27 protein-coding genes are annotated in these 24,162 nt (G+C 43.0%); 4 read left to right on the forward strand and 23 right to left on the reverse strand.

Annotation, left to right across the window (positions count from 1 at the left end; genetic code table 11):
- Nucleotides 1-106: 106 nt before the first annotated feature.
- Nucleotides 107-448, forward strand: coding sequence for a MazG-like family protein (locus MHB69_RS16430; protein ID WP_034281021.1), 342 nt, complete (start codon nucleotides 107-109; stop codon nucleotides 446-448).
- A 27-nt stretch (nucleotides 449-475) separates the two neighbouring features.
- Here MHB69_RS16430 and MHB69_RS16435 read toward each other — a convergent pair whose 3' ends face one another.
- Nucleotides 476-2,098, reverse strand: coding sequence for a SulP family inorganic anion transporter (locus tag MHB69_RS16435; protein ID WP_024423544.1), 1,623 nt, complete (start codon nucleotides 2,096-2,098; stop codon nucleotides 476-478).
- A 37-nt stretch (nucleotides 2,099-2,135) separates the two neighbouring features.
- Nucleotides 2,136-2,717 carry a carbonic anhydrase gene (locus tag MHB69_RS16440; RefSeq protein WP_041115915.1) on the reverse strand — a complete coding sequence of 194 codons (582 nt, stop codon included), beginning with the start codon at nucleotides 2,715-2,717 and terminating at the stop codon, nucleotides 2,136-2,138.
- A 553-nt stretch (nucleotides 2,718-3,270) separates the two neighbouring features.
- On the opposite strand from MHB69_RS16440, the gene MHB69_RS16445 reads away from it, so the two are divergent.
- Together MHB69_RS16445 and MHB69_RS16450 are read left to right on the forward strand one after the other, a co-directional pair.
- Nucleotides 3,271-4,248 carry a D-glycerate dehydrogenase gene (locus MHB69_RS16445; RefSeq protein ID WP_265193271.1) on the forward strand — a complete coding sequence of 326 codons (978 nt, stop codon included), beginning with the start codon at nucleotides 3,271-3,273 and terminating at the stop codon, nucleotides 4,246-4,248.
- Between the two features lie 179 nt (nucleotides 4,249-4,427).
- Nucleotides 4,428-4,916: a ribonuclease gene (locus MHB69_RS16450; RefSeq protein ID WP_041115611.1), complete on the forward strand. Its 489-nt coding sequence runs from the start codon at nucleotides 4,428-4,430 to the stop codon at nucleotides 4,914-4,916.
- Between the two features lie 53 nt (nucleotides 4,917-4,969).
- Here the strand turns inward: MHB69_RS16450 and MHB69_RS16455 are convergent, their stop codons facing one another.
- The 17 genes from MHB69_RS16455 to MHB69_RS16535 all read right to left on the reverse strand — a co-directional run bounded on the left by MHB69_RS16455 (nucleotide 4,970) and on the right by MHB69_RS16535 (nucleotide 20,675).
- On the reverse strand, nucleotides 4,970-5,713 hold the full coding sequence (locus MHB69_RS16455; protein ID WP_342495782.1) for an arylamine N-acetyltransferase: 744 nt from the start codon (nucleotides 5,711-5,713) through the stop codon (nucleotides 4,970-4,972).
- A gap of 38 nt (nucleotides 5,714-5,751) precedes the next feature.
- On the reverse strand, nucleotides 5,752-6,009 hold the full coding sequence (locus MHB69_RS16460) for an HPr family phosphocarrier protein (protein WP_024423549.1): 258 nt from the start codon (nucleotides 6,007-6,009) through the stop codon (nucleotides 5,752-5,754).
- Between the two features lie 26 nt (nucleotides 6,010-6,035).
- A complete protein-coding gene (whiA, locus tag MHB69_RS16465; protein WP_034281025.1) occupies nucleotides 6,036-6,986 on the reverse strand; it encodes a DNA-binding protein WhiA in 951 nt (316 codons plus the stop codon).
- Between the two features lie 17 nt (nucleotides 6,987-7,003).
- Complete coding sequence (locus MHB69_RS16470; protein ID WP_034281026.1) at nucleotides 7,004-7,963, reverse strand: YvcK family protein; 960 nt, start codon at nucleotides 7,961-7,963, stop codon at nucleotides 7,004-7,006.
- Nucleotides 7,964-8,851, reverse strand: coding sequence for an RNase adapter RapZ (gene rapZ / locus MHB69_RS16475; protein ID WP_034281443.1), 888 nt, complete (start codon nucleotides 8,849-8,851; stop codon nucleotides 7,964-7,966). It lies immediately after the preceding gene.
- 39 nt (nucleotides 8,852-8,890) lie between these two features.
- The gene (locus MHB69_RS16480; protein WP_034281027.1) at nucleotides 8,891-9,355 is read right to left on the reverse strand and encodes an 8-oxo-dGTP diphosphatase; all 465 of its coding nucleotides are present in this window, start codon (nucleotides 9,353-9,355) and stop codon (nucleotides 8,891-8,893) included.
- Between the two features lie 357 nt (nucleotides 9,356-9,712).
- Nucleotides 9,713-10,663 (reverse strand): thioredoxin-disulfide reductase, encoded by a 951-nt coding sequence (trxB, locus tag MHB69_RS16485; RefSeq protein WP_087976242.1) that lies wholly within the window; start codon nucleotides 10,661-10,663, stop codon nucleotides 9,713-9,715.
- Between the two features lie 234 nt (nucleotides 10,664-10,897).
- On the reverse strand, nucleotides 10,898-12,283 hold the full coding sequence (locus tag MHB69_RS16490; protein WP_034281030.1) for a C40 family peptidase: 1,386 nt from the start codon (nucleotides 12,281-12,283) through the stop codon (nucleotides 10,898-10,900).
- A gap of 364 nt (nucleotides 12,284-12,647) precedes the next feature.
- Nucleotides 12,648-14,108, reverse strand: a complete 1,461-nt coding sequence (locus MHB69_RS16495) for a tetratricopeptide repeat protein (RefSeq protein ID WP_061110121.1) — start codon at nucleotides 14,106-14,108, stop codon at nucleotides 12,648-12,650.
- Between the two features lie 131 nt (nucleotides 14,109-14,239).
- Complete coding sequence (hisIE, locus tag MHB69_RS16500; RefSeq protein ID WP_041115607.1) at nucleotides 14,240-14,869, reverse strand: bifunctional phosphoribosyl-AMP cyclohydrolase/phosphoribosyl-ATP diphosphatase HisIE; 630 nt, start codon at nucleotides 14,867-14,869, stop codon at nucleotides 14,240-14,242.
- Complete coding sequence (gene hisF, locus MHB69_RS16505; protein WP_034281034.1) at nucleotides 14,866-15,624, reverse strand: imidazole glycerol phosphate synthase subunit HisF; 759 nt, start codon at nucleotides 15,622-15,624, stop codon at nucleotides 14,866-14,868. The genes hisIE and hisF overlap by 4 nt, the downstream gene beginning before the upstream one ends.
- Complete coding sequence (gene hisA, locus MHB69_RS16510; RefSeq protein ID WP_061110122.1) at nucleotides 15,621-16,358, reverse strand: 1-(5-phosphoribosyl)-5-[(5-phosphoribosylamino)methylideneamino]imidazole-4-carboxamide isomerase; 738 nt, start codon at nucleotides 16,356-16,358, stop codon at nucleotides 15,621-15,623. The genes hisF and hisA overlap by 4 nt, the downstream gene beginning before the upstream one ends.
- Nucleotides 16,355-16,993 (reverse strand): imidazole glycerol phosphate synthase subunit HisH, encoded by a 639-nt coding sequence (gene hisH, locus MHB69_RS16515; RefSeq protein ID WP_041115605.1) that lies wholly within the window; start codon nucleotides 16,991-16,993, stop codon nucleotides 16,355-16,357. Before hisH ends, hisA begins: the two co-directional genes overlap by 4 nt.
- Nucleotides 16,993-17,577 carry an imidazoleglycerol-phosphate dehydratase HisB gene (hisB, locus tag MHB69_RS16520; protein ID WP_041115604.1) on the reverse strand — a complete coding sequence of 195 codons (585 nt, stop codon included), beginning with the start codon at nucleotides 17,575-17,577 and terminating at the stop codon, nucleotides 16,993-16,995. Before hisB ends, hisH begins: the two co-directional genes overlap by 1 nt.
- Entirely contained in the window at nucleotides 17,577-18,863 is a 1,287-nt protein-coding gene (gene hisD, locus MHB69_RS16525) for a histidinol dehydrogenase (protein ID WP_342495783.1), read from the reverse strand. Before hisD ends, hisB begins: the two co-directional genes overlap by 1 nt.
- Nucleotides 18,860-19,507, reverse strand: a complete 648-nt coding sequence (gene hisG, locus MHB69_RS16530) for an ATP phosphoribosyltransferase (RefSeq protein WP_034281039.1) — start codon at nucleotides 19,505-19,507, stop codon at nucleotides 18,860-18,862. Before hisG ends, hisD begins: the two co-directional genes overlap by 4 nt.
- Entirely contained in the window at nucleotides 19,500-20,675 is a 1,176-nt protein-coding gene (locus MHB69_RS16535; protein WP_034281040.1) for an ATP phosphoribosyltransferase regulatory subunit, read from the reverse strand. The genes hisG and MHB69_RS16535 overlap by 8 nt, the downstream gene beginning before the upstream one ends.
- Before the next feature lie 233 nt (nucleotides 20,676-20,908).
- On the opposite strand from MHB69_RS16535, the gene MHB69_RS16540 reads away from it, so the two are divergent.
- On the forward strand, nucleotides 20,909-21,697 hold the full coding sequence (locus MHB69_RS16540) for a C39 family peptidase (RefSeq protein ID WP_342495784.1): 789 nt from the start codon (nucleotides 20,909-20,911) through the stop codon (nucleotides 21,695-21,697).
- Between the two features lie 41 nt (nucleotides 21,698-21,738).
- On the opposite strand, the gene MHB69_RS16545 is transcribed toward MHB69_RS16540, so the two are convergent.
- The 4 genes from MHB69_RS16545 to MHB69_RS16560 all read right to left on the reverse strand — a co-directional run bounded on the left by MHB69_RS16545 (nucleotide 21,739) and on the right by MHB69_RS16560 (nucleotide 24,162).
- Nucleotides 21,739-22,371 carry a DsbA family protein gene (locus MHB69_RS16545; protein ID WP_342495785.1) on the reverse strand — a complete coding sequence of 211 codons (633 nt, stop codon included), beginning with the start codon at nucleotides 22,369-22,371 and terminating at the stop codon, nucleotides 21,739-21,741.
- Between the two features lie 45 nt (nucleotides 22,372-22,416).
- Nucleotides 22,417-23,058 carry an NAD(P)-dependent oxidoreductase gene (locus MHB69_RS16550; protein WP_061110127.1) on the reverse strand — a complete coding sequence of 214 codons (642 nt, stop codon included), beginning with the start codon at nucleotides 23,056-23,058 and terminating at the stop codon, nucleotides 22,417-22,419.
- A gap of 87 nt (nucleotides 23,059-23,145) precedes the next feature.
- On the reverse strand, nucleotides 23,146-23,574 hold the full coding sequence (locus MHB69_RS16555) for an Rrf2 family transcriptional regulator (RefSeq protein ID WP_024423567.1): 429 nt from the start codon (nucleotides 23,572-23,574) through the stop codon (nucleotides 23,146-23,148).
- Between the two features lie 69 nt (nucleotides 23,575-23,643).
- Complete coding sequence (locus MHB69_RS16560; RefSeq protein WP_342495786.1) at nucleotides 23,644-24,162, reverse strand: acyltransferase; 519 nt, start codon at nucleotides 24,160-24,162, stop codon at nucleotides 23,644-23,646.

Here is a 24,162-nt window from a genome sequence, read left to right on the forward strand (position 1 = left end):
TCCCCCACTCATTCTACTATAATGATTTGTAAAGAAACAGCCGTTTCTTCTATATATAGTGTAAAATCAAAAGAGTGAACACCATATAAGGAGCTGTATAGAGAGAATGCAAACAACCGAGATGGAGAAGTGGATCAAGGATTTTTATCAAACGAGAAATTGGACAGAATACGGACCGTTTATCCGGTTAGGCTTCTTAATGGAAGAAACGGGAGAACTCGCTCGTGCTGTTAGAGCAATAGAAATCGGACGAGACCGGCCTGATGAGCAGAGACAGGAATCATCAGAGCTGAAGAAAGAACTCATTGAAGAAATGGGAGATGTTTTAGCAAATCTCCTCATTTTAGCGGATCAATATGATGTCACAGTAGAAGAGGTCTTCAGCGCTCATCAACAAAAACTCAACAAACGCTTTTCTGGAGAAAAAGAGCCAGTAAAAAACACGTGACCAAGATGTCACGTGTTTTTTTACGCCTTAAAGATGCTGTGGTGAGATGTCATCCGTTCGTTCAAAGAAATGCTGTTTTCCGATATGATGGAATAGACCTGTTCGATGCAAAAGCTCCTTAGGCTGTGATTGAAGTCCAACGATCATCAGCTTTCCATTATGATGCTTTAATCGATTGGAGATATTCATTAGAACCGCTTCTGCCGATGTGTCCATATAATTGACTTTATTCATAAGCAGAATGAGCGTTTTCGGTTTTGTTTGGACATGATCCAATATCGAATTTTCTAATGAATCTGTTGTTCCGAAAAAGAGCGGCCCTTCAATGGAATACATACTGATCCCTTTCTCCTCTGTCTGTTTTTCTAAAGCAGCTGCTGTTTCCATTTGAGGAACAGCGACATTGGTATGAATATTGGTCGTCTGGCTCATTTTTTTGATAAAGGCGATAAACGCTAAAATGAGACCAGCAGTGACGCCAATAATCAAATCACCGATCACTGTGAGCAGGAAGGTCACGACCAGTACAAGCGAATCAGCATTTTTCACTTTCAAAATATTGATAAACTCTTTTCTCTCACTCATATTCCAAGCAACAAACATTAAAATCGGTGCCATTGCAGCAAGTGGAATCATCGACGCATACGGCGCAAATACCATTAAGATCAGTAAGACGACAACGCCATGCACCACACCAGAAATCGGACTTGCCCCGCCATTTTTTATGTTCGTTGCCGTTCGGGCAATAGCTCCCGTCGCTGGAATTCCTCCGAAAAGCGGTGCCGCCATATTGGCAATTCCTTGCCCCACAAGCTCTTTATTGCTGTCATGCTTAGAGCCTTTCATATTATCAGCGACCATTGCGGATAAAATCGATTCCACGCCGCCTAAAAGCGCAATGACAATTGCTGGAGGCAGGAGGTATATCATTTTTTCAATCGTCAATTCAGGAAAAGCGAAGGTTGGCAGCTGACGAGGGATTTCACCATATGCAGAGCCAATCGTTTCAACTTGTCCTTGAAAAAAGAGAACGGCTAGAAACGTAGAAGCCAATAAACCTAATAGAGCACCAGGTATTTTGGGAATGTATTTTTGTGCCGCCAAAATCACGATGAGCCCGATGACGGCTGTGATAATGGCGAGACTGTTTGTGGTACCAAGATGGACCACGATTTCTCTCATATTGAGGAAAAAGCTTTCATGTTTTTCAACACCCTTTAATCCGAGGAAGTTGGCAATCTGTCCTGAAAAAATAATGACAGCAATGCCAGCAGTAAAACCGATGATAACCGGACGAGGAATAAATTTCATGAGCTTTCCTAGTTTGAATATTCCGAATAATACAAGCATACAGCCTGCCATAAAACCGGCAATGAGCAAGTTTTCAATACCGTACTGGCTGACGATCCCGAATAAAATGGGAACAAACGCCCCGGTCGGCCCGCCGATCTGATACTTTGAACCACCAAACAATGAAATCAAAATGCCGGCAACGATGACTGTGTATAATCCATATTCTGGTCCGACACCAGATGCAATGGCAAATGCCATGCCTAAAGGAATTGCCACAACGCCCACGACAAGCCCAGCGATTAAATCGCGTCTAAACTTTGATGAATTGTACCCTTCAAATCTTCCATAAAAACGCATGGTATGTGTTGGCCTCCTTCAAGTATGTGTAGATGATTTAGGTATACTGTGGGTCAATTTGTTTGTCTTTCACTACGACATCCAGCTTTCCTGTCGCTGGGTGAATCACCAGTCCATGAACTGCCACATCACTTGGCATCAGTGGATGCTCTTTCACTAATTTCACACTTTGGGCCACGCTTTCTTCAACTGAATCAAAGCCTGTCAGCCAGCCCTTTAAATCAACTCCTGAGTTTTTCACAATGCTTAAGCATTTCTCTTCGATTCCGCGTGCTTTCGCCTTTTCAAGTAAAGGGTCCGCCGCAAGACCTGCCATTCCGCATTCATGATGCCCTACAATGCATACTTCCTCTGCCTTTAGTTCATAGATGGCTAGCAGGATACTCCGCATCACACTGCCGAACGGATGTGTCACGATGGCGCCTGCATTCTTAATGATTTTTGCATCCCCGTTGCGCAGCCCCATAGATTGCGGCAATAATTCCAAAAGACGGGTATCCATGCACGTTAAAATAACCAGTTTTTTCTCAGGAAATTTCCCCGCTTTGTAAGGCTCATAATGTCTCTCATTCACAAACTCTGAATTGTGCCGAAGAATCTGTTCTAATTTTGACTCCATTTTGCCATCTCCCATCTTTTTTTAAGTAACGTAAGCTCGTGCCTGTCCTCCTTTTCTTTCTTGTGTTCTCAAGAATAGAGAAGAAAAATGATAGAAAAAAAAGAAAAAAATGAGAAAACGATGAGAAGAAATATCATCATTTTCTCTATTTTACGCTGCATCCCAACGGCTTCGCGGGTTTGTTTTCAATCTATTGTTCTCATCACACCAAAAGACAATAAAATGGTTTAGTAGAAAATGACCATCCCGTTTAATACATTTCAAATATAATAAATTTTCTATCAAAAAGTCTCGATCTATTTTCCAGTTTGTCAGATAATCTCTCGTAAAATTTTGCAATTTCACATGTCTCATCTACTATCAGCTTATTTTTATATAGATAAAAAATGCATCAGATGGCATAAGAATCTACTTTTTCACTAAGAAAATGTCTTTCTTTACCGTTATTTCAGTATATTAAATATTGAGCTGCTAACATTCAAACGTGTTCTGCCGAAATCGTTGCTATATAATAAAAGGAGTAAGATGACCATGTGAAAGGAGCGAATTGACTGTGACACCACACATTTTTGTCGCCAAACCCTTACCTGCCTCTTTTGAAGAAATGCTAAAGGAACATTGTACATACGAAGTTTGGCAATCCAAAGACCCTATTCCAAGAGACATTTTGTTTGAGAAGCTGCAGCATGCTGATGGTCTTTTAACGTCTGGAACAAAAATCGATCAAGAGCTGTTAGATCACGCACCAAAACTCAAGGTGGTGAGTAATAACTCTGTCGGCTATGACAATTTCGATATAGAAGCGATGAGGCAAAGAGGCGTGATTGGTACGCACACTCCTTATACCCTCGATCATACCGTGGCTGACCTTGCCTTTTCGCTCATTCTCTCCTCTGCGCGAAGAATCGCCGAGCTTGACCGTTTTATCCGTGAAGGAAAATGGACGAAATTCGTACAGGAGGAAGAGATCTTTGGGATCGACGTACATCACCAAACGCTCGGTATTATTGGCATGGGGCGTATCGGAGAACAAGTGGCCAAACGGGCAGCACATGGTTTTGATATGAACGTTCTTTATCATAACCGAAGCCGGAATGAAAAGGCTGAATCAGCGTATGGCGCTGTCTATTGTGCACTTGATGAACTTTTAAAACAAGCTGATATCATCGTGTTGATTACACCGCTGACCGAGGAAACGTATCATATGATTGGGGAACGAGAATTGAAGTTAATGAAGCAAACGGCTTTATTTGTAAACATTTCCCGCGGAAAAACAGTGGATGAAAAAAGCCTCATTCAAGCACTTCAGGAGGGATGGATCAAAGGCGCTGGTCTTGATGTGTATGAGCAGGAACCGCTTCAAGAGGATCATCCTTTCAAAGAGATGAACAATGTCACCCTAGCCCCTCACATCGGTTCCGCTACTGAAACAACAAGGGATCTCATGCTGAAACGAGCCATTCATAATGTGATTCATGGAATAGATGGGAAGGCGCCTGTTGATGTTGTGAAGGAGCTTGCTTCATCTTGAGACAGAAAAGACGCAGAAACTGCGTCTTTTTATTTATTTCTTTTAGGAGACATCAGGAGAAAAGACTCATTTTAGCAAATATCCTGATTCTTTACATTTCCTTTATGTTCGGGTGCTATAATATGAGCTAGACAAGCATCAAGAGGACGGCATCCGATTTCCTTAATAGGAGGATGAAGATGAAAAGATTAAGTTCGATTTTTACTATGTTCGCTCTGATCGCTGCTATTCTGTTTTCTGGATTTGTCCCGCAGCAAGCTCATGCAGAAACACCTCTTACACCAACAGCCACAACTGAAACTGCTTCTATTCAGCTCACGCCGGATGTGCGTACCCTTGCCGTCATTAATACGTTTGATGGTGTAGCAGATTATTTAATTCGCTACAAACGACTGCCTGATAACTACATTACAAAATCACAAGCAAGTGCTCTCGGATGGGTGGCATCTAAGGGAAATCTAGCCGAGGTGGCTCCAGGTAAAAGCATTGGTGGAGATATTTTCTCAAACCGGGAGGGACGTCTTCCTTCAGCAAGCGGCCGAACATGGCGTGAGGCAGACATCAACTACGTTTCAGGCTTCCGCAATGCTGACCGTCTTGTGTATTCAAGCGACTGGCTCATTTACAAAACAACAGACCATTATGCGACTTTCACACGTATTCGATAATCAATAAAAAAGACAGCCCCTTTTGATCTAGGGCTGTCTTTTCGTATGGTGGTTTACGGTATAAGCTTTTTTACATAATCCTCAAAAGGAATCGGAAGCGGCTTTTTCGACACTTCTTCATGCTCATGTGTGGTGACATGATCCTCAGTAACGACCACACGTCCTGTTGGCGTGAGCTTTGAGGCAAGCGGTCTTTTGTTAAAAGTAGAGGATTCATTTTCATAAATCTCGTGTCTCAATTGGCACAATGCATCCTCATCCACCTCGTTCAAAGTGAACGCATAGCCTGTTTCAGCGCCATCTCCTTTATCTAATTGGAGCAGATGTGTCCCTTTTTCGGTTTCCTTTGCTTTGACGCGAAACCGAATAGACGCTCCTTCCACCCAATCTTCTGTAAAAGGCACAGGCTGGAGAGGTAAATTCACACCAAATCCCGCATCAATGAGAAAGCGTTCGTTATGATGTTTCAACATGATGGCTACATGCGTGCCATCAATGGCCCACGTATCCGCTTCTTTGATATACACTGTTCCTTGAAGAAGCTGTACAGAGAGCCCAGCCTCTTTTAACACATAGTATAAGAGAGGATTGAGATCGTAACAAAGACCTCCTCTGTTTCCTTCAAGTAGATGCTGCTTCAACCCTTCTTGATTCAAAGCGTAGGATTGTTTGTTCAGAACAGCTCTATTTTCAAACGGAAAGGTAAAGGCCATTTTTTTTAATACTACAGGCAAGTCATCAAAGGTGATGGACTGGCCTTCATATTCGATCTTCTGTAAAAAAGCTGTTTGAATCATGACATTCCCTCCTAAAAAAACTGAGCCTTTGAAGAGACTCAGTTTTCTTGATTGATAAAATCCGTTAACGCCTCAATGGCTTCTTGCTCATCCGCACCATCTGCAATCAGTGTGACAGTAACCCCAGAGCTGATCGCAAGACTCATGAGACCCATAATGCTTTTCGCATTGACTTTTTTCCCATCTTTCTCTAGAAAAATATCAGCACCAAAGCGATTGGCTTCTTGTACGAACAAAGCAGCTGGACGTGCCTGCAAGCCTGTTTTCAGCTGGATGGTGACCGTTTTTTCCACCATATGATCTGCCTCCCTTTTTCATTCTCCTATTTGAGTGTAACAGCTTGTCCGTTTCGTAATTGTTCTGCGATTTGATCTAGCTTTCTTAAACGGTGGTTAATCCCTGACTTGCTGATCTTGCCGCTTTCCACCATTTCTCCAAGTTCCTTCAGCGTGACCTCTTGATAGTCGACTCGCAGTTTGGCAATTTCACGAAGCTTTTCCGGCAGGGCATCAAGTCCAATTTTTTCATCAATGAATTGAATGTTCTCGACCTGACGCAGTGATGCACCAATCGTTTTATTCAAGTTTGCTGTTTCACAATTGACGAGCCGGTTGACGGAGTTCCTCATATCTCGGACGATCCGCACATCTTCAAAGCGGAGCAGTGAGTTATGAGCGCCCACAACACTTAAGAATTCCGTGATCTTTTCTGCTTCCTTCATGTACGTAATGTACCCTTTTTTGCGCTCAAGTGTTTTACTATTAAGATGAAATTGATTCATCAGTTCACAAAGGGCATCATTATGTTCTTTATATAGTGAAAAAATTTCAAGGTGATAGGAGGACGTTTCTGGGTTATTCACAGAACCGCCTGCTAAAAAAGCACCTCTCATATAGGAGCGCTTGCAGCATCTTTTCTTCACAAGCTCTTCTGAAATATTGCGCTCAAATACAAATTGCTCACCTAATATTTTCAAATCCTCTAAAATGGTTCTCGCTCGTTCTACCAGTCTGACAATATACACGTTATTCTTTTTCAATCTCATTTTTTTACGGACGAGCAGTTCGACTGTCACATCGTATTTCTTCTTGAGCAGCGTATAAATCCGTCTTGCAATGGCTGCGTTCTCTGTCTGTATATCTAAAATCAATTTTCGATTAGAGAAAGATAATGAACCGTTCATACGGATGAGGGCAGAAAGCTCTGCTTTTGTGCAGCAGTCCTTCACGTCCAGATTAGTCAGCTCTTTTTTTGTTTCGGATGCAAATGACATCCTTGCCACCCCCATTCCTATTTTTTCTGATGCAGCAGGTCGACAAGCAGCGAGGCTACTTTCAGCGTGTCATGACGAATGACATGCTGGTCATATGTAATGATTTCTCCAGGAATCACTTCTAGTCCCATTGCTTTCAGTGCATCTGTGTCGAATTGGACAGGCTGTGCCTGTTCTTCTGCATATTTTGCTTTGATTTCTTCTGGAATTTCTTTATTGTTCACAAAAATCGTATCGATAAATGGACGATCCATATGATCATTTAATGCCTGAACATGATCAGCTGCACTGTAGGAAAGCGTTTCCCCCGGCTGCGTCATGACATTGCAAATATATACTTTTTTCGCCTTAGAGCGAATCACTTCTTCTCCAATATGCGGGACAAGCAAGTTTGGTAAAATACTTGTATACAGGCTGCCGGGCCCAATGACGATCAAATCCGCCTCACGAATGACTTGAATGGATTCTGGCAGCGGTTCAATCGTATCGGGTGTGAGGAACACTCGTTTGATTCGCTCACCATAGGTGGGAATTTTCGATTCTCCTGTCACCATTTGCCCATTTTCTAATTCAGCATGAAGAACAACACTTGAATTTGCTGCTGGCAATACTTTTCCTCTCACATTTAAAACCTTACTCATTTCAGTGACGGCATGAAAAAAATCACCGGTTATATTTGTCATGGCCGCAAGAATGAGGTTGCCGAGTGAGTGGCCTGTTAAGTCATTCCCTTTGTTAAAACGGTGCTGAAATAGATCTTCTACTAGCGGTTCCACATCAGAGAGAGCCGCAAGGACGTTTCGAATATCTCCTGGAGGGGGAATATTCAAATCATGCCGCAGTCTGCCTGAGCTGCCTCCGTCGTCAGCAACCGTTACAATAGCGGTAATGTCCACTGGCTTCGTTTTAAGCCCTCTGAGCAAAACAGATAAGCCAGTGCCCCCGCCAAGAATGACCACCTTTGGTAGTGTCGTCATCTATTTTCTGCTTCTCTTTTCAATGTCCCGGTGAGTGACATGTGTATAGTAATCGTTTTTAAAATACTCCGATAAATAGTTGGCCAGTGTCACAGATCGATGCTGTCCGCCTGTACAGCCGATGGCAATCACAAGCTGGCTTTTTCCTTCCCGTTTATAGGACGGAAGCATAAAGCTGAGGAGATCGATTAATTTCTCTGTGAATTTTTGCGTTTCACTCCATTTCATCACATAGGAGCGCACTTCTTCATCGTTTCCAGTCTGTGGACGCATGCTCTCAATATAGTAAGGATTCGGCAGGAATCTCACGTCAAAGACAAGATCAGCATCAATCGGCAGGCCGTATTTAAAACCAAAGGACATCACATTTACTGTAAACACCTGTCCTTGATTGGTGGCAAAATGCGTGACAATTTTTTCTCGCAGCTGTTTCGGTTTTAAATCCGATGTATCAAAAATCATTTGAGACCGGCCTTTTAACTCCTCTAACAGCTCGCGCTCCATTTCAATTCCTTCGAGCGGCAAACCTGTTGTCGCAAGGGGATGCGAACGTCTCGTTTCTTTGTATCTTGAGACAAGCACCTTATCATTTGCATCTAAAAATAGAATTCTTGGCGTGATCCAGTCAAGATCACTCATTTCATCTAAGGCGGCAATTAAGCTGTCAAAAAATTCGCGTCCGCGCAAATCCATCACAAGAGCGACCTTGCTCATCTTGGAATTCGATTCCTTCATGAGCTCTAAGAACTTCGGTAAAAGTGATGGCGGCAGGTTATCAACACAAAAGTAGCCTAAATCTTCAAAGCTTTGAATGGCGACGGTTTTCCCCGCACCTGACATTCCTGTAATAATCACAAGCTGAATATCTTCTTGTTTGTGTGTATTCATGCCTGCTTCCTCTCCTTCTTTATGAAAACGGTTCATGTATTATTCTCCCTGAGGATCTAACCGATAAGCAATCAGCTCAAAGTCGGGTGTATACGTAAAAGTGCCGTGCAGTAGTCCTTTTCCTTTAAGCATGAAATCAAGAATATGGGAATCTCCTGGGGCCATCGGCAAATCAGGCACATCCTTTACGTCATGCCATTTTAAAACGCCTTCCTCTGACTCTGTTACGTTTTTTCCGGTAAATGAATCTGCCATGAAGGTGAACATCATCCACTCTTGAACGATTTGATCGCCTTCTTTTATGATAAAGGTAAAAACACCTTTCAGCTGCGGATTTAAAATATAAATACCTGTTTCTTCTCTATATTCTCGAACGACTGAATCCTTGACCGATTCTCCGCTTTCCATTTTGCCGCCCGGTGCTACCCACCAGCCCCGCCTTGGCTTTTGCAGCAAGAGAACTTGATCTTCGTGATGCAGCACACAATTGGTTACTCGTTGCATCAGCTGTCACCTACTCTTTTATGTCTTTAACTTATTATACAGGTTCAACCTGACTCCCACAATGAACATGCCCGTTCTTCCCCGAAAACAGACCGGTTTTCGTTTGAATCGTGTAACGGGCAATTTCTCTACTCTTTATTTTACAGCATCTAATGGTTCTCCATGCGTCATTTGTGAACATCTCGTGAATTTCTGATTTCAGGCAAAAAAAAGGACACGGATTCACATCCGTGCCAAACATGTATTCCTTATAAAAGGGGGTCAATTACTAGTTTTATCATAACGGAAAATTATTTCACCCGTGTTACATTCCAGTTAAAAGCCCATGACGCTATATTAAGGATTTACGACAGCCTTTTATTTCGTTGCTTTGAGTTTTTCAGCAAGCTCTTCTACATAATGCTGTGCGCTTTGTGCTGCAATACTTCCGTCACCTGTTGCTGTCACAATTTGACGAAGTGTTTTTTCACGAATGTCACCAGCTGCGAAAATACCTTCCACTCTTGTTTCCATTCTTTCGTTTGTCTCGATGTAGCCTTCTTTATTTGTAATGCCGAGATTTTCAAATGGTTTAGACAGCGGCAGCATTCCGATATAGATGAAGGCACCGTCTGTTTTAAACTCTTCTTCTTCACCAGTCACCGTATCAACCAATGTCACACTGCCGACTTTCCCGTTTTCTTCATTGATCTGTTTGACGGTTTTGTTCCACTTGAAGTCAATTTTTTCATTATCAAAGGCACGCGCTTGTAAAATGCTTTGTGCACGAAGTTTATCGCGTCTATGGATAATCGTTACTTTAGAAGCGAAGCGTGTGAGATACACACCCTCTTCTACCGCAGAATCACCGCCGCCAATGACGACAAGCTCTTTGTTTTTAAAGAAAGCCCCGTCACATACTGCACAATATGATACGCCGCGGCCGCCAAGTTCTTTTTCACCTGGTGCCCCGATTTTTTTGTATTCAGCCCCTGCCGCGATAATGACAGAGCGTCCTTTGTATTCTTTTGAGCCGGCTTTGACGATTTTGTATTCTTCACCGTTCACGATTTCTTTAATATCGCCATATGCATACTCTGCACCGAATTTCTTCGCATGCTCAAACATTTTATTTGAAAGTTCCGGCCCTAAAATACTTTCAAAGCCAGGATAGTTCTCGACATCTTCCGTATTCGCCATTTGTCCGCCTGGAATTCCTCTTTCAATCATTAATGTTGAAAGATTTCCCCGTGATGTATAAACAGCGGCTGTCATTCCGGCAGGACCCGCTCCAATGATGATCGTATCGTAGATTTTTTCTTCTGACACAACTGTCACTCCCTCTTCAATTGCTGCTCGCATTTCTTATTAGAATGCCCTTGGGTGATGCTTCCATTCATGACAGAGAGCATCATTCCCACTCTTAGCTTTTATTCCTTACCCATATCCTATTAAATCTGCGGGGAATAAGCGAATCATTTGCTCATATCTTCAAAAAAAGAAAAAGCTTCCTTAAAATGCTGTTTAAGGAAGCCTGTTTACGGTTATATAAAAAGTAATGATTTATTCAACGACTCTTCTTACAACGCCATTGAAAGCTTTTTTCCAGTATACGTTGTTCATTGAGTCAACTGAAACACCGCGAGAGCTGTTATCGTTCAAGAATGAACCGTTTCCTAAGTAAATACCAACGTGTCCATTTACTTTATACGTATCAAAGAACACAAGGTCTCCGCGTTTCATGTCAGATGCACTTACAGCTCTTCCTTTACCTACAAGCGTATCTGTTGTTGTACCGCCAACTGGTCCAAGGTTGATGCCTGCTGATGCAAATGCCCAGCGAACGAATGAAGAACAGTCAAAACGACGTGCGTCAATATCGGCTTGTGATCTGCCGCCGCCCCATTTATATGGAGATTGTCCAACAATCGTAGAACCTGTGCTGATCGCACCTTCAATTCCGCCTACGTTACTGCTGACAGGTGATCCACCGCCAGAAGATGGCTTCTTGCTTGGTGAACTGCTGTTGCTGTTATTGTTGTCATTAGATGATCCACTGTTACTTGAAGACGGGCTGCTATCGTTATTTGAGCTGTTGTCTTCCGCTTGAACACTAGCTTGACGCTGCTGCTGTTGTCTTTGCGCTTTTTCTTCTTTTGCTTTTTGAGCTGCTTCTCTTGCTTCTTTTTCAGCTTGTTTTTGTGCAGCGATTGTTGCGTCTTTTTCAGATGCAATGCTGTTAGCCTCACTGTTTAACTCGCTGATTTCAGAAAAAGCACTTCCTTTTTGCTTTTTCACTTGCTTGAATAGCTTGTCTTTTTCATCAAGCTGTTTATTCAAGTCTGATTGAAGCGTTTCAAGCTTTGCAAGTGTGTTTTGCACATTTTCAAGCTTTGTGTTTAATTCGTTTTCAGACTTTTGAAGTTCTGCTTTGTCTTTTTCCTGCTCTTTAATGATTTCACTGTCTGCGTTGATCAGTGTAGATACTGCACCTGCACGGCTGATGAAATCGCTAAAGCTTTTTGCTCCTAGTAATACATCTATGTATTTCGTAGAACCGCCGCTCTCTTGAAGAGCACGTACACGCTTTTTCAAGAACTCGTTTCTTTCTTCAATACGTTTTTCTGTATCAGCAATTTCTTTTTTCAGTGCTTTGATTTCTTTTTTTGTTTTTTCATTTTCTTTTTGTTTTTCTTCGATTTGATCACTTGTTTTTAAAGCTTTCTCATCAATATCCTTAAGCTTTTGTGCAAGTGCCTCTTGTTTTGCTTCAAGCTTTGAAAGCTCTTCTTTTTTCTTTTGAAGATTCTTGTTTACCTCAGACTGCTTGCTGTCTAGTTCTTGTTTCTTTTGTTCAAAGTTCTGTGCGTTTGCTTCATGCGTAAATGGAATAAATAAACCGCTCGCTCCGATCACCGAAGCTAAACCGAAAGTAATAAACTTTTTCACGAATAGTTCCTCCTTTGACAATTTCCCAAGCGACATTAGAAAGCAGCAAATTCTCTGCGACCAATCTGTGCTCTCTATGTCTTTCTTCCTGATTGTTCAGTCAGATGTTGACCAGATTGTTTCTATCACTAGGTGTTTCATTATGTATAGTAAAATATTTAAATATCTATCTTTGTTTTAATCCACGATTTTCATTATACATGAGACATCGACAAAATGAGCTAATATTTTTATTACATTTATGTTTCAAAAACATGTCGTGATTGTCATACTTCGCCAATTCCTTGCAAATCACACCTTTTTATCCAAGAAAAAAGCATGACCTTTTCGGCCATGCTGGGATGTTCTGAATCTATTTACCTATTTAATCGATTAACGTACAGATCTCTCGTTCGTATTTAGACAGTGTTTGAACACTGATCTGAAAAGCGGACGCAACGTCTTTTTTGCTGACAGCTGCTTCTTCTTGTTCATTCATCCATAGATAATAAGATGCTGCTGCCCAGGCAGGCGCATTTTTCTTATCAATACCAGAAGCACGTGCCTGCTGAATAATATGGAATAACCAAAAATAAGGCATATGGCTGTCAGGCTGAACCGCTTCCTCCAGACTGGATGCCGCCTGTTTTGCAAAAACAGCATCTTCTGAAAAAGACTTTTCTTTCATTTCATCTTCATACAAAAGCAGTTCTATAAATTGCTGTTCAAAGGCCGTTTTCGCTGCGCGTGCATCAAGGACAGACTGCAGAACGTCACGTTCCCCTTTTTGTTTACTGACATAGTACGCAGTCAGCCGTTCCTCAATCGAGACCATTGGCTCAGTCTCCTCAGGTTTATCCTGCCACGGCTTGATTTCATCTGCGTCGATATCTTCTTCAACCATCTTATCCCAAACCGTTTGGGCGAGCGTTTTGTGGCCTGTATGATAGGCTGCGCTTGCAAGCCAGTATAAAAATGTACTATCTCCCTGAAAACCTGTTTTGTACAAAGAATAAAGCCATTTAAAGGCCCATTCAAATTCTCCCACAAGGGCAAATGTTGCGCCAAGCTTATAACGCTGTTCACTTAGTATTGGATACACGTGCGTTAATTGCTTCGCTAACATGTTGACCTTCTCTTCTTCTTTCTCATAATGGTAGAAGACAAGCTGATTGCAAAGGGCATGCAGATTACCGGGATTTTCAAGAAGGACCCGGTTCAACATTTCTTTCGCCTGATGGATTCGGCCAGAATAAAAATAGGCCAAAGCAAGATTATTATACGCTGACCAAAATTCTGGATACTCAACAATCATCTGTTCCAGCATCTCAATGGCTTCATCGAGTCTGCCGCTTTCTAGCAAATGGTTTGCTTGATCCTGCTTCACAATCAGGTCATCCTGATCATAAGGAAAATCTTCGTCCTCTTCGTCGCTCATATCGAGCAGGTCAAGAAGGTCTTCATTTTCATCCGCAAATTCCCCGTTCTCTTCCAGCGCGGCATAAGCAGTAGCTGATTTATATGCCTCTTGAAACAGTCCGAGATTCGCATAATTATTGGCTTTAAAATAGTGGCACTCAGACATGTTTTCATCGATGTGTTCAAGGATAAAATCAAGCAGTTCGTTTGATTGCTGGTAATGACCCATTTCAGTATAGATAATGGCAAGCTGTGACAGCATTTCTACATTTTCAGGCTCAAGTACGATGGCCCGCTGTATCAGCTTACTTGCTCTGGACAGATTTCTTTCTCTATATGCTTTAAGACCTTTATGAAAAAAGTAATGCCCATCTTGAAATAGCTGGACGACTTGTGTGTGATTATTTTGAGAAGTGTATTTACTCACCGATACCCTCCATTTCGAACAGTGTACCGTGTGTAGTATAACATACTTCACCAGTCGTCACATAGAACAAAAAGAAAGGAAGGATTTGTTTTTCATTTAAAATAAAAAAGCCAGGGATATCCCCCGGCTTTTCATTCACCTTGATGACGTTTTTTTAATACCTTTAATACATCATCAAGCGGCAATTGCTGTTCGCGTAATAATACAAGAAGATGATAGAGGAGGTCAGCAGTTTCCCATTTCAATTCTTCTTGATCCCGGTTTTTCGCTGCAATGATCACCTCAGACGCCTCTTCCCCTACCTTTTTCAGGATTTTATCGACCCCTTTTTCAAATAGATAGGTTGTATAAGCCCCTTCTGGCATTTCCGCCTGACGCTTTGCAATGACCTGTTCAAGTTCATTTAATATCGCAAAACGATCCTGCTCTTCGCTTTGGCGCTTCACGCCTTCTTCCGAAAAACAGCTATAGCTGCCAGTATGGCAGGCTGGGCCGCTTGGCGCGACAAGGACAAGCAGAGCGTCCTTGTCACAGTCATATCGAATAGAAATCACTTGCTGGGTATGTCCAGAGGTGGCGCCTTTGTGCCAAAGCTCGTTTCTCGACCGGCTATAAAACCATGTTTCACCTGTCTCCAGCGTTTTTTCATAGGATTCTTGATTCATATACGCAAGCGTCAATACTTCCTTACTTTGAGCATCCTGTACAATCGCAGGAATCAGGCCTGCCTCATTAAAGGTTAATTCATTTGCCTGTTTCATCTGACCTTCACCCCGTGTTCTCTCAAATATGTCTTCACCTCATGAATGGAGGTTTCTTTATAATGGAAAATAGATGCTGCTAATGCTGCATCAGCTTCTCCTTTTGTAAAGGCCTCGAGCATATGCTGGGCATTGCCAGCGCCGCCAGAAGCAATAACTGGCACATTGACTGCCTCTGATACAAGCTTTGTCAATCGATGGTCAAAGCCTGTCTTTTCACCATCGGCATCCATACTTGTCAGCAAAATCTCTCCTGCCCCTCTCTGCACAGCTTCCTTCGCCCAGTCGCTGACCTCTAAATCTGTTTGACGGCGTCCTCCGTGTGTATAGACCATGTATGCTTTTTTCTCTTCATCGTATTTTGCATCAATTGCAACAACGATACACTGGGAGCCAAAAAAGTCAGCACCTTCTGAAATCAGTTCCGGCCTTAACACAGCTGCTGTGTTGACAGATACTTTGTCTGCACCCGCTCTTAATATACGCTTCATGTCATCAAGGTGGTTAATCCCGCCTCCCACCGTAAATGGTATCGCAAGAGTGGACGCGACTTGTTTGACCACATCCACCATCGTTTTCCGGCCTTCATGAGAAGCGGAAATATCAAGGAAGACAAGTTCATCCGCCCCTTCCTCATCATAGATCTGCGCTAATTCGACCGGATCACCAGCATCCTTTAAGCCTAGGAATTGCACCCCTTTGACAACACGCCCTTCCTTCACATCAAGACATGGGATGATTCGTTTTGTCATCATATGCGGTCAAGCCCTTCAAATGCTTCTGCTAAAGTAAACTGCTTTGTGTAAAGTGCTTTTCCAACGATCGCACCAGACACACCAGACTGTTTTTGCGCTGACAGCTTTTGAAGATCAGCTACTGCGCTGACACCACCTGAAGCAATCACTTGTTTGCCGGTTGCTTCTGCTAAGCGAACCGTGCTTTCTACATTGGGACCAGACAGCATGCCATCCATTTGAATATCGGTGAAAATAAAGACCTCTGCGCCTTCCTTTGCCAATTCCCTGCCGAGTTCCTCTGCCTTCACTTTAGACGTTTCAAGCCATCCTTCAGTTGATACAAAGCCATTTCGCGCATCAATTCCAATTGCGATTTTCTCTCCATATTGCGCCAGCATTTTTTTCACAAAGACTGGGTTCGAAACAGCTGAGCTGCCGAGAATCACTCTATCTACGCCGCTCTTTAAATAAAAGGCAACGTCTTCTTCCGTCCGAATACCGCCGCCGATTTGTACCTTCACATCTAAGGAGGAAGCAATCGCCAGCACATGCTCATGATTGACACGTTTCCCTGCTTTTGCACCATCTAGATCGACAAGATGAATCCATTTTGCTCCTTCTTTTACAAATTGCGCGGCCATGTCGAGCGGTGAATCTCCATAAATGGTTTCTTGATCATAATCTCCTTGCACAAGACGTACACATTTGCCATTTCTCATATCAATCGCTGGATATAATGTAAACTCACTCATTTGTTCACCCTCTGTTCGTTTGCTAATTGAATAAATTGTTTGAGCAGCGCCATTCCCGTTGTACTGCTTTTTTCAGGGTGAAACTGTGCTCCAAGCACATTTCCCTTGCCAACAACAGCTGGTACTTGAACACCATAGTCCGCGCTTGCTAATTGCTCATCTGGATTCATATCACTCACATAATAAGAGTGAACAAAGTACGCAAATCCTTCTGGCACACCGTCAAACAATGGGGCGGGCTGATGAAACGTGAGCTCATTCCACCCCATATGAGGTACCTTTAGCCTTTGCCCGTCCTGATCACGATCCTTTAAAAGAACGACACGCCCTTTTAACAGACCCAATCCTTTTGTGTGTCCTGCCTCTTCGCTTTCTTCAAATAACAGCTGCATGCCAAGGCAAATGCCGAATAACAGCTTTCCTTCCTCTACTACTTGATGGATAAACGCCTCAAGTCCAGTCTCTTTTAACAGCTGCATTGCATCATGAAACGAACCGACCCCAGGCAAAATATAAGCATCTGCTTTTTTCAGCTCCTCTACATCAGAGGAGACGATATAGCGGGCACCTGCTCGTTCCAGTGCTTTTGATACGCTGAACAAATTTCCCATTCCGTAATCAATGACTCCGATCATTAGAGCATCCCCTTTGTTGAAGGAATTCCTTTCACACGTGGATCAATGGTTGTTGCTTCATCTAAGGCACGTGCCATCGCTTTAAAAATGGCTTCAATTATATGATGTGTATTGGTTCCGTAGTGAACAATGACATGAAGGTTGATCCGGGCTTCAAGTGCAAATTTCCACAGAAACTCATGCACTAGCTCTGTATCAAAGGTACCAACCTTTTGACTCGGAAAGGCCGCTCTCATTTCCAAATGAGGACGATTGCTTAAGTCAACCACGACCTGGGCAAGTGTTTCATCCATCGGAACAAAGCTTGATCCATACCGCTTAATTCCCTTTTTATCGCCTAACGCTTCCTTAAACATTTGCCCAAGTACAATGCCGATATCTTCTGTTGTGTGGTGATCATCAACATCCGTATCTCCTTTCGCATCGACGGTCAAATTAAAGTGTCCATGCTTCGTAAATAAATCGAGCATGTGCGTCATAAAAGGGACATCTGTTTGAATATCCGCTTTTCCTTCTCCATCAATTTCTAGCGCTAATGAAATGTTCGTTTCATTAGTTTTTCTCGATGTTTTCGCCTGTCTCATTACGATTCCTCCCGCTTTCTCGCTTCAATCGACCTTGCATGTGCTTCAAGCCCTTCTAATCTGGCAAAAGCCGCAATGCTTTCCCGGTGTGTTTCAAAGGCTTCTTGACTATATGAAATAATGCTCGTTTTCTTTTGAAAATCAGTCACACCAAGCGGACTGGAGAATCGAGCTGTTCCGTTTGTTGGCAGCACATGATTCGGTCCTGCAAAATAATCGCCCACCGGCTCTGGACTATAGCGTCCCAAGAAAATTGCGCCAGCATGCTTGATTTGACCAAGAAGTGCTTCTGGGTATGCTGTCAGCACCTCTAAGTGCTCTGGTGCTAATTGATTGATGACGTCTACTGCACGATCGATTGATTCTGTCACGTAAATACGGCCATGATCTTGTATAGATTTTGCTGCGATTGATTTTCTCGGTAAACTATCAAGCTGCTTTCTTACTTCAGCCTGCACGCTTTCAGCAAGTGTCTTAGACGGTGTCACCAAAATACTAGATGCCAGCGCATCATGCTCTGCCTGCGAAAGTAAATCCGCCGCTACCTCATGCGCGACTGCTGTTTCGTCTGCTAGGACTGCAATTTCACTTGGCCCTGCAATCATATCAATGTCTACCTGACCAAATACTTCCCGCTTTGCCAGCGCGACATAAATGTTGCCTGGACCTGTGATTTTATCAACAGGTTTGATGCTTTCCGTTCCATAGGCAAGTGCCGCAACCGCCTGGGCCCCGCCCATTTTATACATCTCAGAAATACCAAGCTCCTTCGCCGCAGCCAAGACAGCGTCAGAGAGACAGCCATCTTTCCCAGGGGGTGTCACAAGAACGATTCGTTCAACGCCTGCGACTAGCGCAGGGATCACATTCATTAATACTGATGATGGATAGGCAGCTGTTCCACCGGGGACATACACACCTACTGCATCAAGCGGTGTTACCTTTTGTCCTAGCATTGAGCCGTCCTTTTGGTGATAAAACCAAGAGGACGTCAGCTGGCGCTCGTGGTATGTGCGAATATGCTTGATAGCCGTTTGGATAATCTGAATCATCTCTTTGTCCAAGCGGTCACAGGCTTTTGCCATTTCCTCCTCTGTAACAAGTGGATCTTCAATCAACACCCCGTCAAATTGCTTTGTAAAAGACCGTACAGCTTCATCACCATTTGTTCTTACTTCTTGTATAATGCGCTGAACAGCCTGACGCTGCTCTTCTGTTCCAGTATCTAAAGACCGTTTGAGTGAGAGAGTATCTGTCTCACCTTCTTGTATGCAGGTGATGTTCATGATGATTCCTCCCCTTCTCCTTCAATGATTCTTGCAAGACGCTGCGCCATTTCATCGATCACCTTATCCTTCATCCTATAGCTCACAGGATTGACAATAAAACGTGACGTGATATCACAAATATGCTCCGTTTCCACAAGGCCATTTTCCTTTAGTGTTTGACCTGTGGAGACAATGTCCACAATGCGATCGGCAAGCCCAATGAGCGGTGCTAATTCAATGGAACCATTCAGCTTAATGATCTCCACCTGCTCCCCTTGCTCTCTAAAATAGGACGATGCAACATTTGGGTACTTTGTCGCCACACGCGGTGCGACACCACCCCAGCTCGCTCCTGGCAAGCCAGCAACAGCTAAATGACATTTACTGATGTTTAAATCGAGCACTTCGTACACATCACGAGCTTCTTCAAGCATGACATCCTTCCCTGCAATGCCAACATCCGCCACGCCGTGCTCTACGTAGGTGGTCACATCCATTGGCTTGGCTAAAATAAAGCGTAGGTTTTCTTCTGGTACATCAATGATTAATTTTCTTGAATCCTCGAATTCCTCTGGCAGCTGGTACCCCGCCTGTCTTAACAGCCCTGCTGCTTCTTCAAATATCCGGCCCTTTGGCATCGCCATCGTCAACACTTTACCCATTTTGCTCTTCCTTTCTAGCACCGATAAAATAAGTCACCTGCTCAAATGCCTTGGTCATCGCGTCAATATTTTCAATCCCCGCTAAGTCTTGCAGGACGATCTTTTTCCCTTTTGACCGCTCCTTTTCTGCAAAAGCAAAAGCTTCCAGTCTTTGTTCTTTGCTAAAAATCACAGCCTCCTGCGGCTCAACAATTTCTTTTGCATCGAGCGCTTCAAGAAGACGGTCTAGTCGAAGTCCGAACCCTGTAGCTGGTGCAGGTGCATCAAAATGAGCAAGCAATTGATCATATCTCCCGCCGCTTCCGATGACCGACCCAACATGATCTGCAAATACTTCAAACAAAATACCCGTATAATAGCTCATATGACTCACCATGCTTAAATCTAAACGGATATATTCTGTACAGCCGTAATCTTCAAGTGTCTCCCAAAGCGACTTTAACTGTGCGAGCACTTCTTTTCCTTCTTGTGAAACGACGATTTCCTCTGCCCGCCCTATAACCTCTTGGCCGCCTCTTAACTCTAAAAGCTGTAACAGCCTCGTTTTATCGATGGAGGAGAGCGGTAATTGTTTCACATGCTGACGGTATCCCACATAATTCTTTTCATATAAGAAGCGGCGAAGGACATTTGCACGCTCTGTATTTCCGAGTACATCGACAAATAACGTCTCTGCTAAAGCGACATGCCCGATCGCAATTTTGAAGGACCTTAGCCCGGCATTTTTTAAGGCAAATACGGCAAGCGCGATGACTTCAGCATCTGCACTAATCGAACCATCACCAATCAATTCAATTCCCACCTGCTCAAATTCTGACGGCCTTCCTCCTTCTCTTTCCTGCGCCCGGAACACGTTGGCTGCATACCCAACACGAAGCGGATACGCCTGCTGGTGAAGCTTGGAGGCCGCCACTCTTGCAATCGGACCCGTCATATCAGGTCTCAGTACAAGGGTTTGCCCGTTTTGATCAAGCAGCTTAAAGAGCTGTGTATCTGTAATTGCCGATTGAACACCGACTGTATCGTAAAATTCAAGCGTTGGTGTCTCCATCAAACGGAAACCCCAACCAGTCATGACCTCTGTTAAAGAATGTCTCACTTTTTTCTTCGTCTCATACAATCCAGGTAATGAATCTCGCATACCATATGGTTTCTCAAACATAAACATGTTCTTCCGCACCTCCAACACATTAAAACAAAAAATTCCGAATCCTTTAGTTCGCTAATATGATAATATGCTAACAAAATAAAGCGATTAAATCAATCATTTTTATTTCCCCCTATTTTCATCAACATATTCTGGAATTATTACATTCAAGTGACACCTGTGCCTTTTCTGTATGTTCGAAGAAAGAACGTGCTATAATACTTAAAAATATTGAATAACACAGGAGATTAACAGTGAAGTTCATCCAGACATTCATCTTAACTTTGTTGTGCGCATGTCTTGTTTATTTCGGCTTTATATACGTTTCGCAAATCGATGAAGTCAAGAAAACAGCTTCGCCGCAAAAAGCAGCAAAAGAAAACGATACGGCACTTGCAGCTGAAGAAACTCGTTCAACGAAAAAAGCAGAAACCACACATCATTCATTAAAAGGAAGCAAAAAAGCCATGGACGTCACCCTCTACAATCAAATGGATGCGCCAAGGCTTTATAACGGATGCGAAGTCACGAGCTTAGCGATGCTGCTTCATTACAGCGGCTATGAGCATGTAACGAAAAACAAGTTGGCAAATGAAGTAAAACGTGTTCCGCTCAATTATGAAAATGGCTTAAAAGGAGACCCTCATGACGGGTTTGTAGGCGATATGGAGAATGGGCCGGGTCTTGGTGTTTACCACGAACCGATTTATCAGCTTGCGAAAAAATATGCAGGCGATCAAGTTGTCGACTTAACCGGAAAGCCTGTTAAAAAGGCCATCTATCAATCACTTGAAAAGGGCTATCCTGTCTGGGTGATTACGACATCCACCTTTGACAAAACAGATAACATCGAAACTTGGAATACACCGAATGGCAAAATAAATGTAAGCTTTAATATGCATAGCGTGGTCATCACAGGCTATGACAAGGAGCATGTCTACTTGAATAACCCCTATGGAGAAAAGAATCAAAAAGTCGACCGTGATCAGTTTGAAGATTCTTGGGAACAGATGGGCAGTCAGGCGATTATCATTAAAGCGTAAAAAAACAACCTCTATCCGCATAGAGGTTGTTTTTGAATGATTTATTTTTCTAGTAATTCCTTCAGGCGGTCTTCAAGCTTTTCAGCTGTCATCGCACCTCCGCCCAAGCTGAAGTATTCATCCCCTCTTTTTAATAAAAGTGTAGGATAGCCGTTCACCTGAAGTTGATGAACCTTCGCAAAGTCGGCATACGCATCATTCATCGCTTCTTTTGTTTTCATGCGTTCAATGACTGCGTCAGGATCAAGATGATGCGCCAAAGCGATCTCCCGATACGTTTCTTCATCGCTCAGGCTTTTTCCGTCTTGATAAAAAGCCTTTTGCATCGATGAAGCCAAGTGCAATGCGCGCTCAGGTGCGATGGATCTTAATGCAGAAAAACCAATGGCCGCAGCCTCAGAGTCTAAAAGAAACGTTCCGTTTGCTAGCAGCTCCTGATAACGTTCACCAAACTCGACACCAGTCAGCTGACTAATACGCTGATTTGCTTCTGAAATGTGTGGATAATCCTTTATTGGAAGACTTCTTTCCCCTACAAATAAACCACCCGACACAAGTGTTAATGATATCTCCGGATGATTTTCATGCAAAGTGCGGATACTGTTTGAAAATCCATAACACCAGCCACAATATGCATCCCATACATAGATGAAAGACAATTCTTGCTCATTCATACGTTAGACTCCCCATTTATCATTTTTAGGCGGTCATGAAACTGCTTATTCAGCTTCAGATACAACGGTAAAACGTTCTCCAACATGGGCTGCCTGCTCCACCTCATCAACCAGCGCAATGGCGTAGTCAGCATAGCTCACATAGCTGTCACCTTTAGAATTGACAATCAGATGGTCTTTCCCTTTCACGTAAGAACCTGTACGTTTGCCAGCTGGATTAAAGAATGCAGCTGGACTGAGGAAGGTCCATTTTAATCCCTCTGTCTGTTGAAGATCTTTTAGGTTTTCTCCTTGCTGTGAAGCCGTAGCAGCATATTCTTTAGGAAACTCTGGTGTGTCCACTAGTCTTGTTGTTTTCGCCTCATCTACAAATAGACTTCCTGCTCCGCCCACAACGATCAAACGAGTCTCAGGTGCCTCTTTTAAAATATCGATCAGCTTTTTCCCAGCTTCTACGTGCAGGTGCTCTTTTCCAGCAGGTGCGCCAAATGCATTTACAATCACATCAAAGCCTTTGATGTCTTCTGCTTGCAAGTGAAACACATCCTTCTCAAGAACAGCTAGTGATGAATCTGTCACCTTTTGTGCATCTCGGACGATCGCCGTTACTTCATGTCCTCTTGATTGAGCCTCTTTCACAATTTCTTGTCCTGCTTTACCTGTTGCGCCAATAATTCCAATTTTCATGTTAACTCCTCCTGCAATATGGTTTTATGTTGATAAAGAAAGGTGTAACTAATACGGTTACAACAGAGGTAAAAAAAATTGAATAGATCATCCAATTTTTTTGATTAGCACATGCGTTAGTTCACTTAATTTGATCTCAGCAAGTACTTGCTCCATCGCACTTTGAGCGCGGCATAAAATTAATTCAAGCACCGCTTGAATATTTGCACCGATCGGACAGTCAGGATTTGGGCTTTCATGAATTTGAAACAATTCTCCCTCATCCACGACTTCAACCGCTTTATACACATCGAGCAGTGTGATGTCGTCTTCACTGCGGTTCAGCTGAGAACCACCTTTGCCAAGACTCGTTGAGATTAGGCCTGCTTTTTTTAATTTACTCATAATGCGGCGGATGACCACTGGGTTTGTATTCACACTTCCTGCGATATCCTCCGATGTCTGTAATGATCCTTTTTCAAGTGATAGCAAGGCCAGAATATGGACAGCGACAGTAAATCTGCTGCTGATTTTCATGTTTTCTCACCTCTGTTGTAATCATTATAGTTACACCATGTCACATTGTCAACAAAAAAGTCTGCCGAGCTACTCAGCAGACGTAGATTGACGTGCATCCATTTCTTCTTTCGTATAAATCATGCGCATTGGATTTCCTCCAACAAATGAGCCTGCTGGCACATCCTTATGAACAAGTGTACCAGCCGATACGATCGCACCATCCCCAATGGTCACACCAGGTAAAATAGTTGAATTAGCTCCAATTAAAACTTCATCACCAATATAGACTTCCCCAAGTCTGTACTCTTTAATCAAATACTCATGGGACAAGATGGTCGTATTATAGCCGATCACACTATTTCGACCGACAGTGATTTTCTCAGGAAACATCAGATCAACCATCACCATTAAGGCGAACGCCGTATCCTCGCCGACCTTCATACGAAGAAAGGTTCGGTATATCCAATTTTTCATTCCCATAAAAGGCGTGTACCTTGCCATTTGAATAAAAATGAAGTTTTTCACCACTTTGAAAAAGGGAACTGTCTGATAGACTTGCCGCAGTGAATTAACCCCTTTTACAGGATAACGATCTGTTTTTCTCAA

The sequence above is a fragment of the Bacillus sp. FSL K6-0994 genome, assembly GCF_038630815.1.
In the GTDB taxonomy this organism is placed as follows: Bacteria; Bacillota; Bacilli; order Bacillales; family Bacillaceae; genus Bacillus; species Bacillus safensis.

Bases quoted from the DNA above. Each gene is read 5' to 3' on its own strand.
- MHB69_RS16430 (WP_034281021.1), top strand. From the start codon at position 107: ATGCAAACAACCGAGATGGAGAAGTGGATCAAGGATTTTTATCAAACG.
- MHB69_RS16435 (WP_024423544.1), bottom strand. From the start codon at position 2,098: ATGCGTTTTTATGGAAGATTTGAAGGGTACAATTCATCAAAGTTTAGA.
- MHB69_RS16440 (WP_041115915.1), bottom strand. From the start codon at position 2,717: ATGGAGTCAAAATTAGAACAGATTCTTCGGCACAATTCAGAGTTTGTG.
- MHB69_RS16450 (WP_041115611.1), top strand. From the start codon at position 4,428: ATGAAAAGATTAAGTTCGATTTTTACTATGTTCGCTCTGATCGCTGCT.
- MHB69_RS16455 (WP_342495782.1), bottom strand. From the start codon at position 5,713: ATGATTCAAACAGCTTTTTTACAGAAGATCGAATATGAAGGCCAGTCC.
- MHB69_RS16460 (WP_024423549.1), bottom strand. From the start codon at position 6,009: ATGGTGGAAAAAACGGTCACCATCCAGCTGAAAACAGGCTTGCAGGCA.
- whiA (WP_034281025.1), bottom strand. From the start codon at position 6,986: ATGTCATTTGCATCCGAAACAAAAAAAGAGCTGACTAATCTGGACGTG.
- MHB69_RS16470 (WP_034281026.1), bottom strand. From the start codon at position 7,963: ATGACGACACTACCAAAGGTGGTCATTCTTGGCGGGGGCACTGGCTTA.
- rapZ (WP_034281443.1), bottom strand. From the start codon at position 8,851: ATGAATACACACAAACAAGAAGATATTCAGCTTGTGATTATTACAGGA.
- MHB69_RS16480 (WP_034281027.1), bottom strand. From the start codon at position 9,355: ATGCAACGAGTAACCAATTGTGTGCTGCATCACGAAGATCAAGTTCTC.
- hisIE (WP_041115607.1), bottom strand. From the start codon at position 14,869: ATGAAACAGGCAAATGAATTAACCTTTAATGAGGCAGGCCTGATTCCT.
- hisF (WP_034281034.1), bottom strand. From the start codon at position 15,624: ATGATGACAAAACGAATCATCCCATGTCTTGATGTGAAGGAAGGGCGT.
- hisA (WP_061110122.1), bottom strand. From the start codon at position 16,358: ATGAGTGAGTTTACATTATATCCAGCGATTGATATGAGAAATGGCAAA.
- hisH (WP_041115605.1), bottom strand. From the start codon at position 16,993: ATGATCGGAGTCATTGATTACGGAATGGGAAATTTGTTCAGCGTATCA.
- hisB (WP_041115604.1), bottom strand. From the start codon at position 17,577: ATGAGACAGGCGAAAACATCGAGAAAAACTAATGAAACGAACATTTCA.
- hisD (WP_342495783.1), bottom strand. From the start codon at position 18,863: ATGAACATCACCTGCATACAAGAAGGTGAGACAGATACTCTCTCACTC.
- hisG (WP_034281039.1), bottom strand. From the start codon at position 19,507: ATGGGTAAAGTGTTGACGATGGCGATGCCAAAGGGCCGGATATTTGAA.
- MHB69_RS16535 (WP_034281040.1), bottom strand. From the start codon at position 20,675: ATGTTTATGTTTGAGAAACCATATGGTATGCGAGATTCATTACCTGGA.
- MHB69_RS16545 (WP_342495785.1), bottom strand. From the start codon at position 22,371: ATGAATGAGCAAGAATTGTCTTTCATCTATGTATGGGATGCATATTGT.
- MHB69_RS16550 (WP_061110127.1), bottom strand. From the start codon at position 23,058: ATGAAAATTGGAATTATTGGCGCAACAGGTAAAGCAGGACAAGAAATT.
- MHB69_RS16555 (WP_024423567.1), bottom strand. From the start codon at position 23,574: ATGAAAATCAGCAGCAGATTTACTGTCGCTGTCCATATTCTGGCCTTG.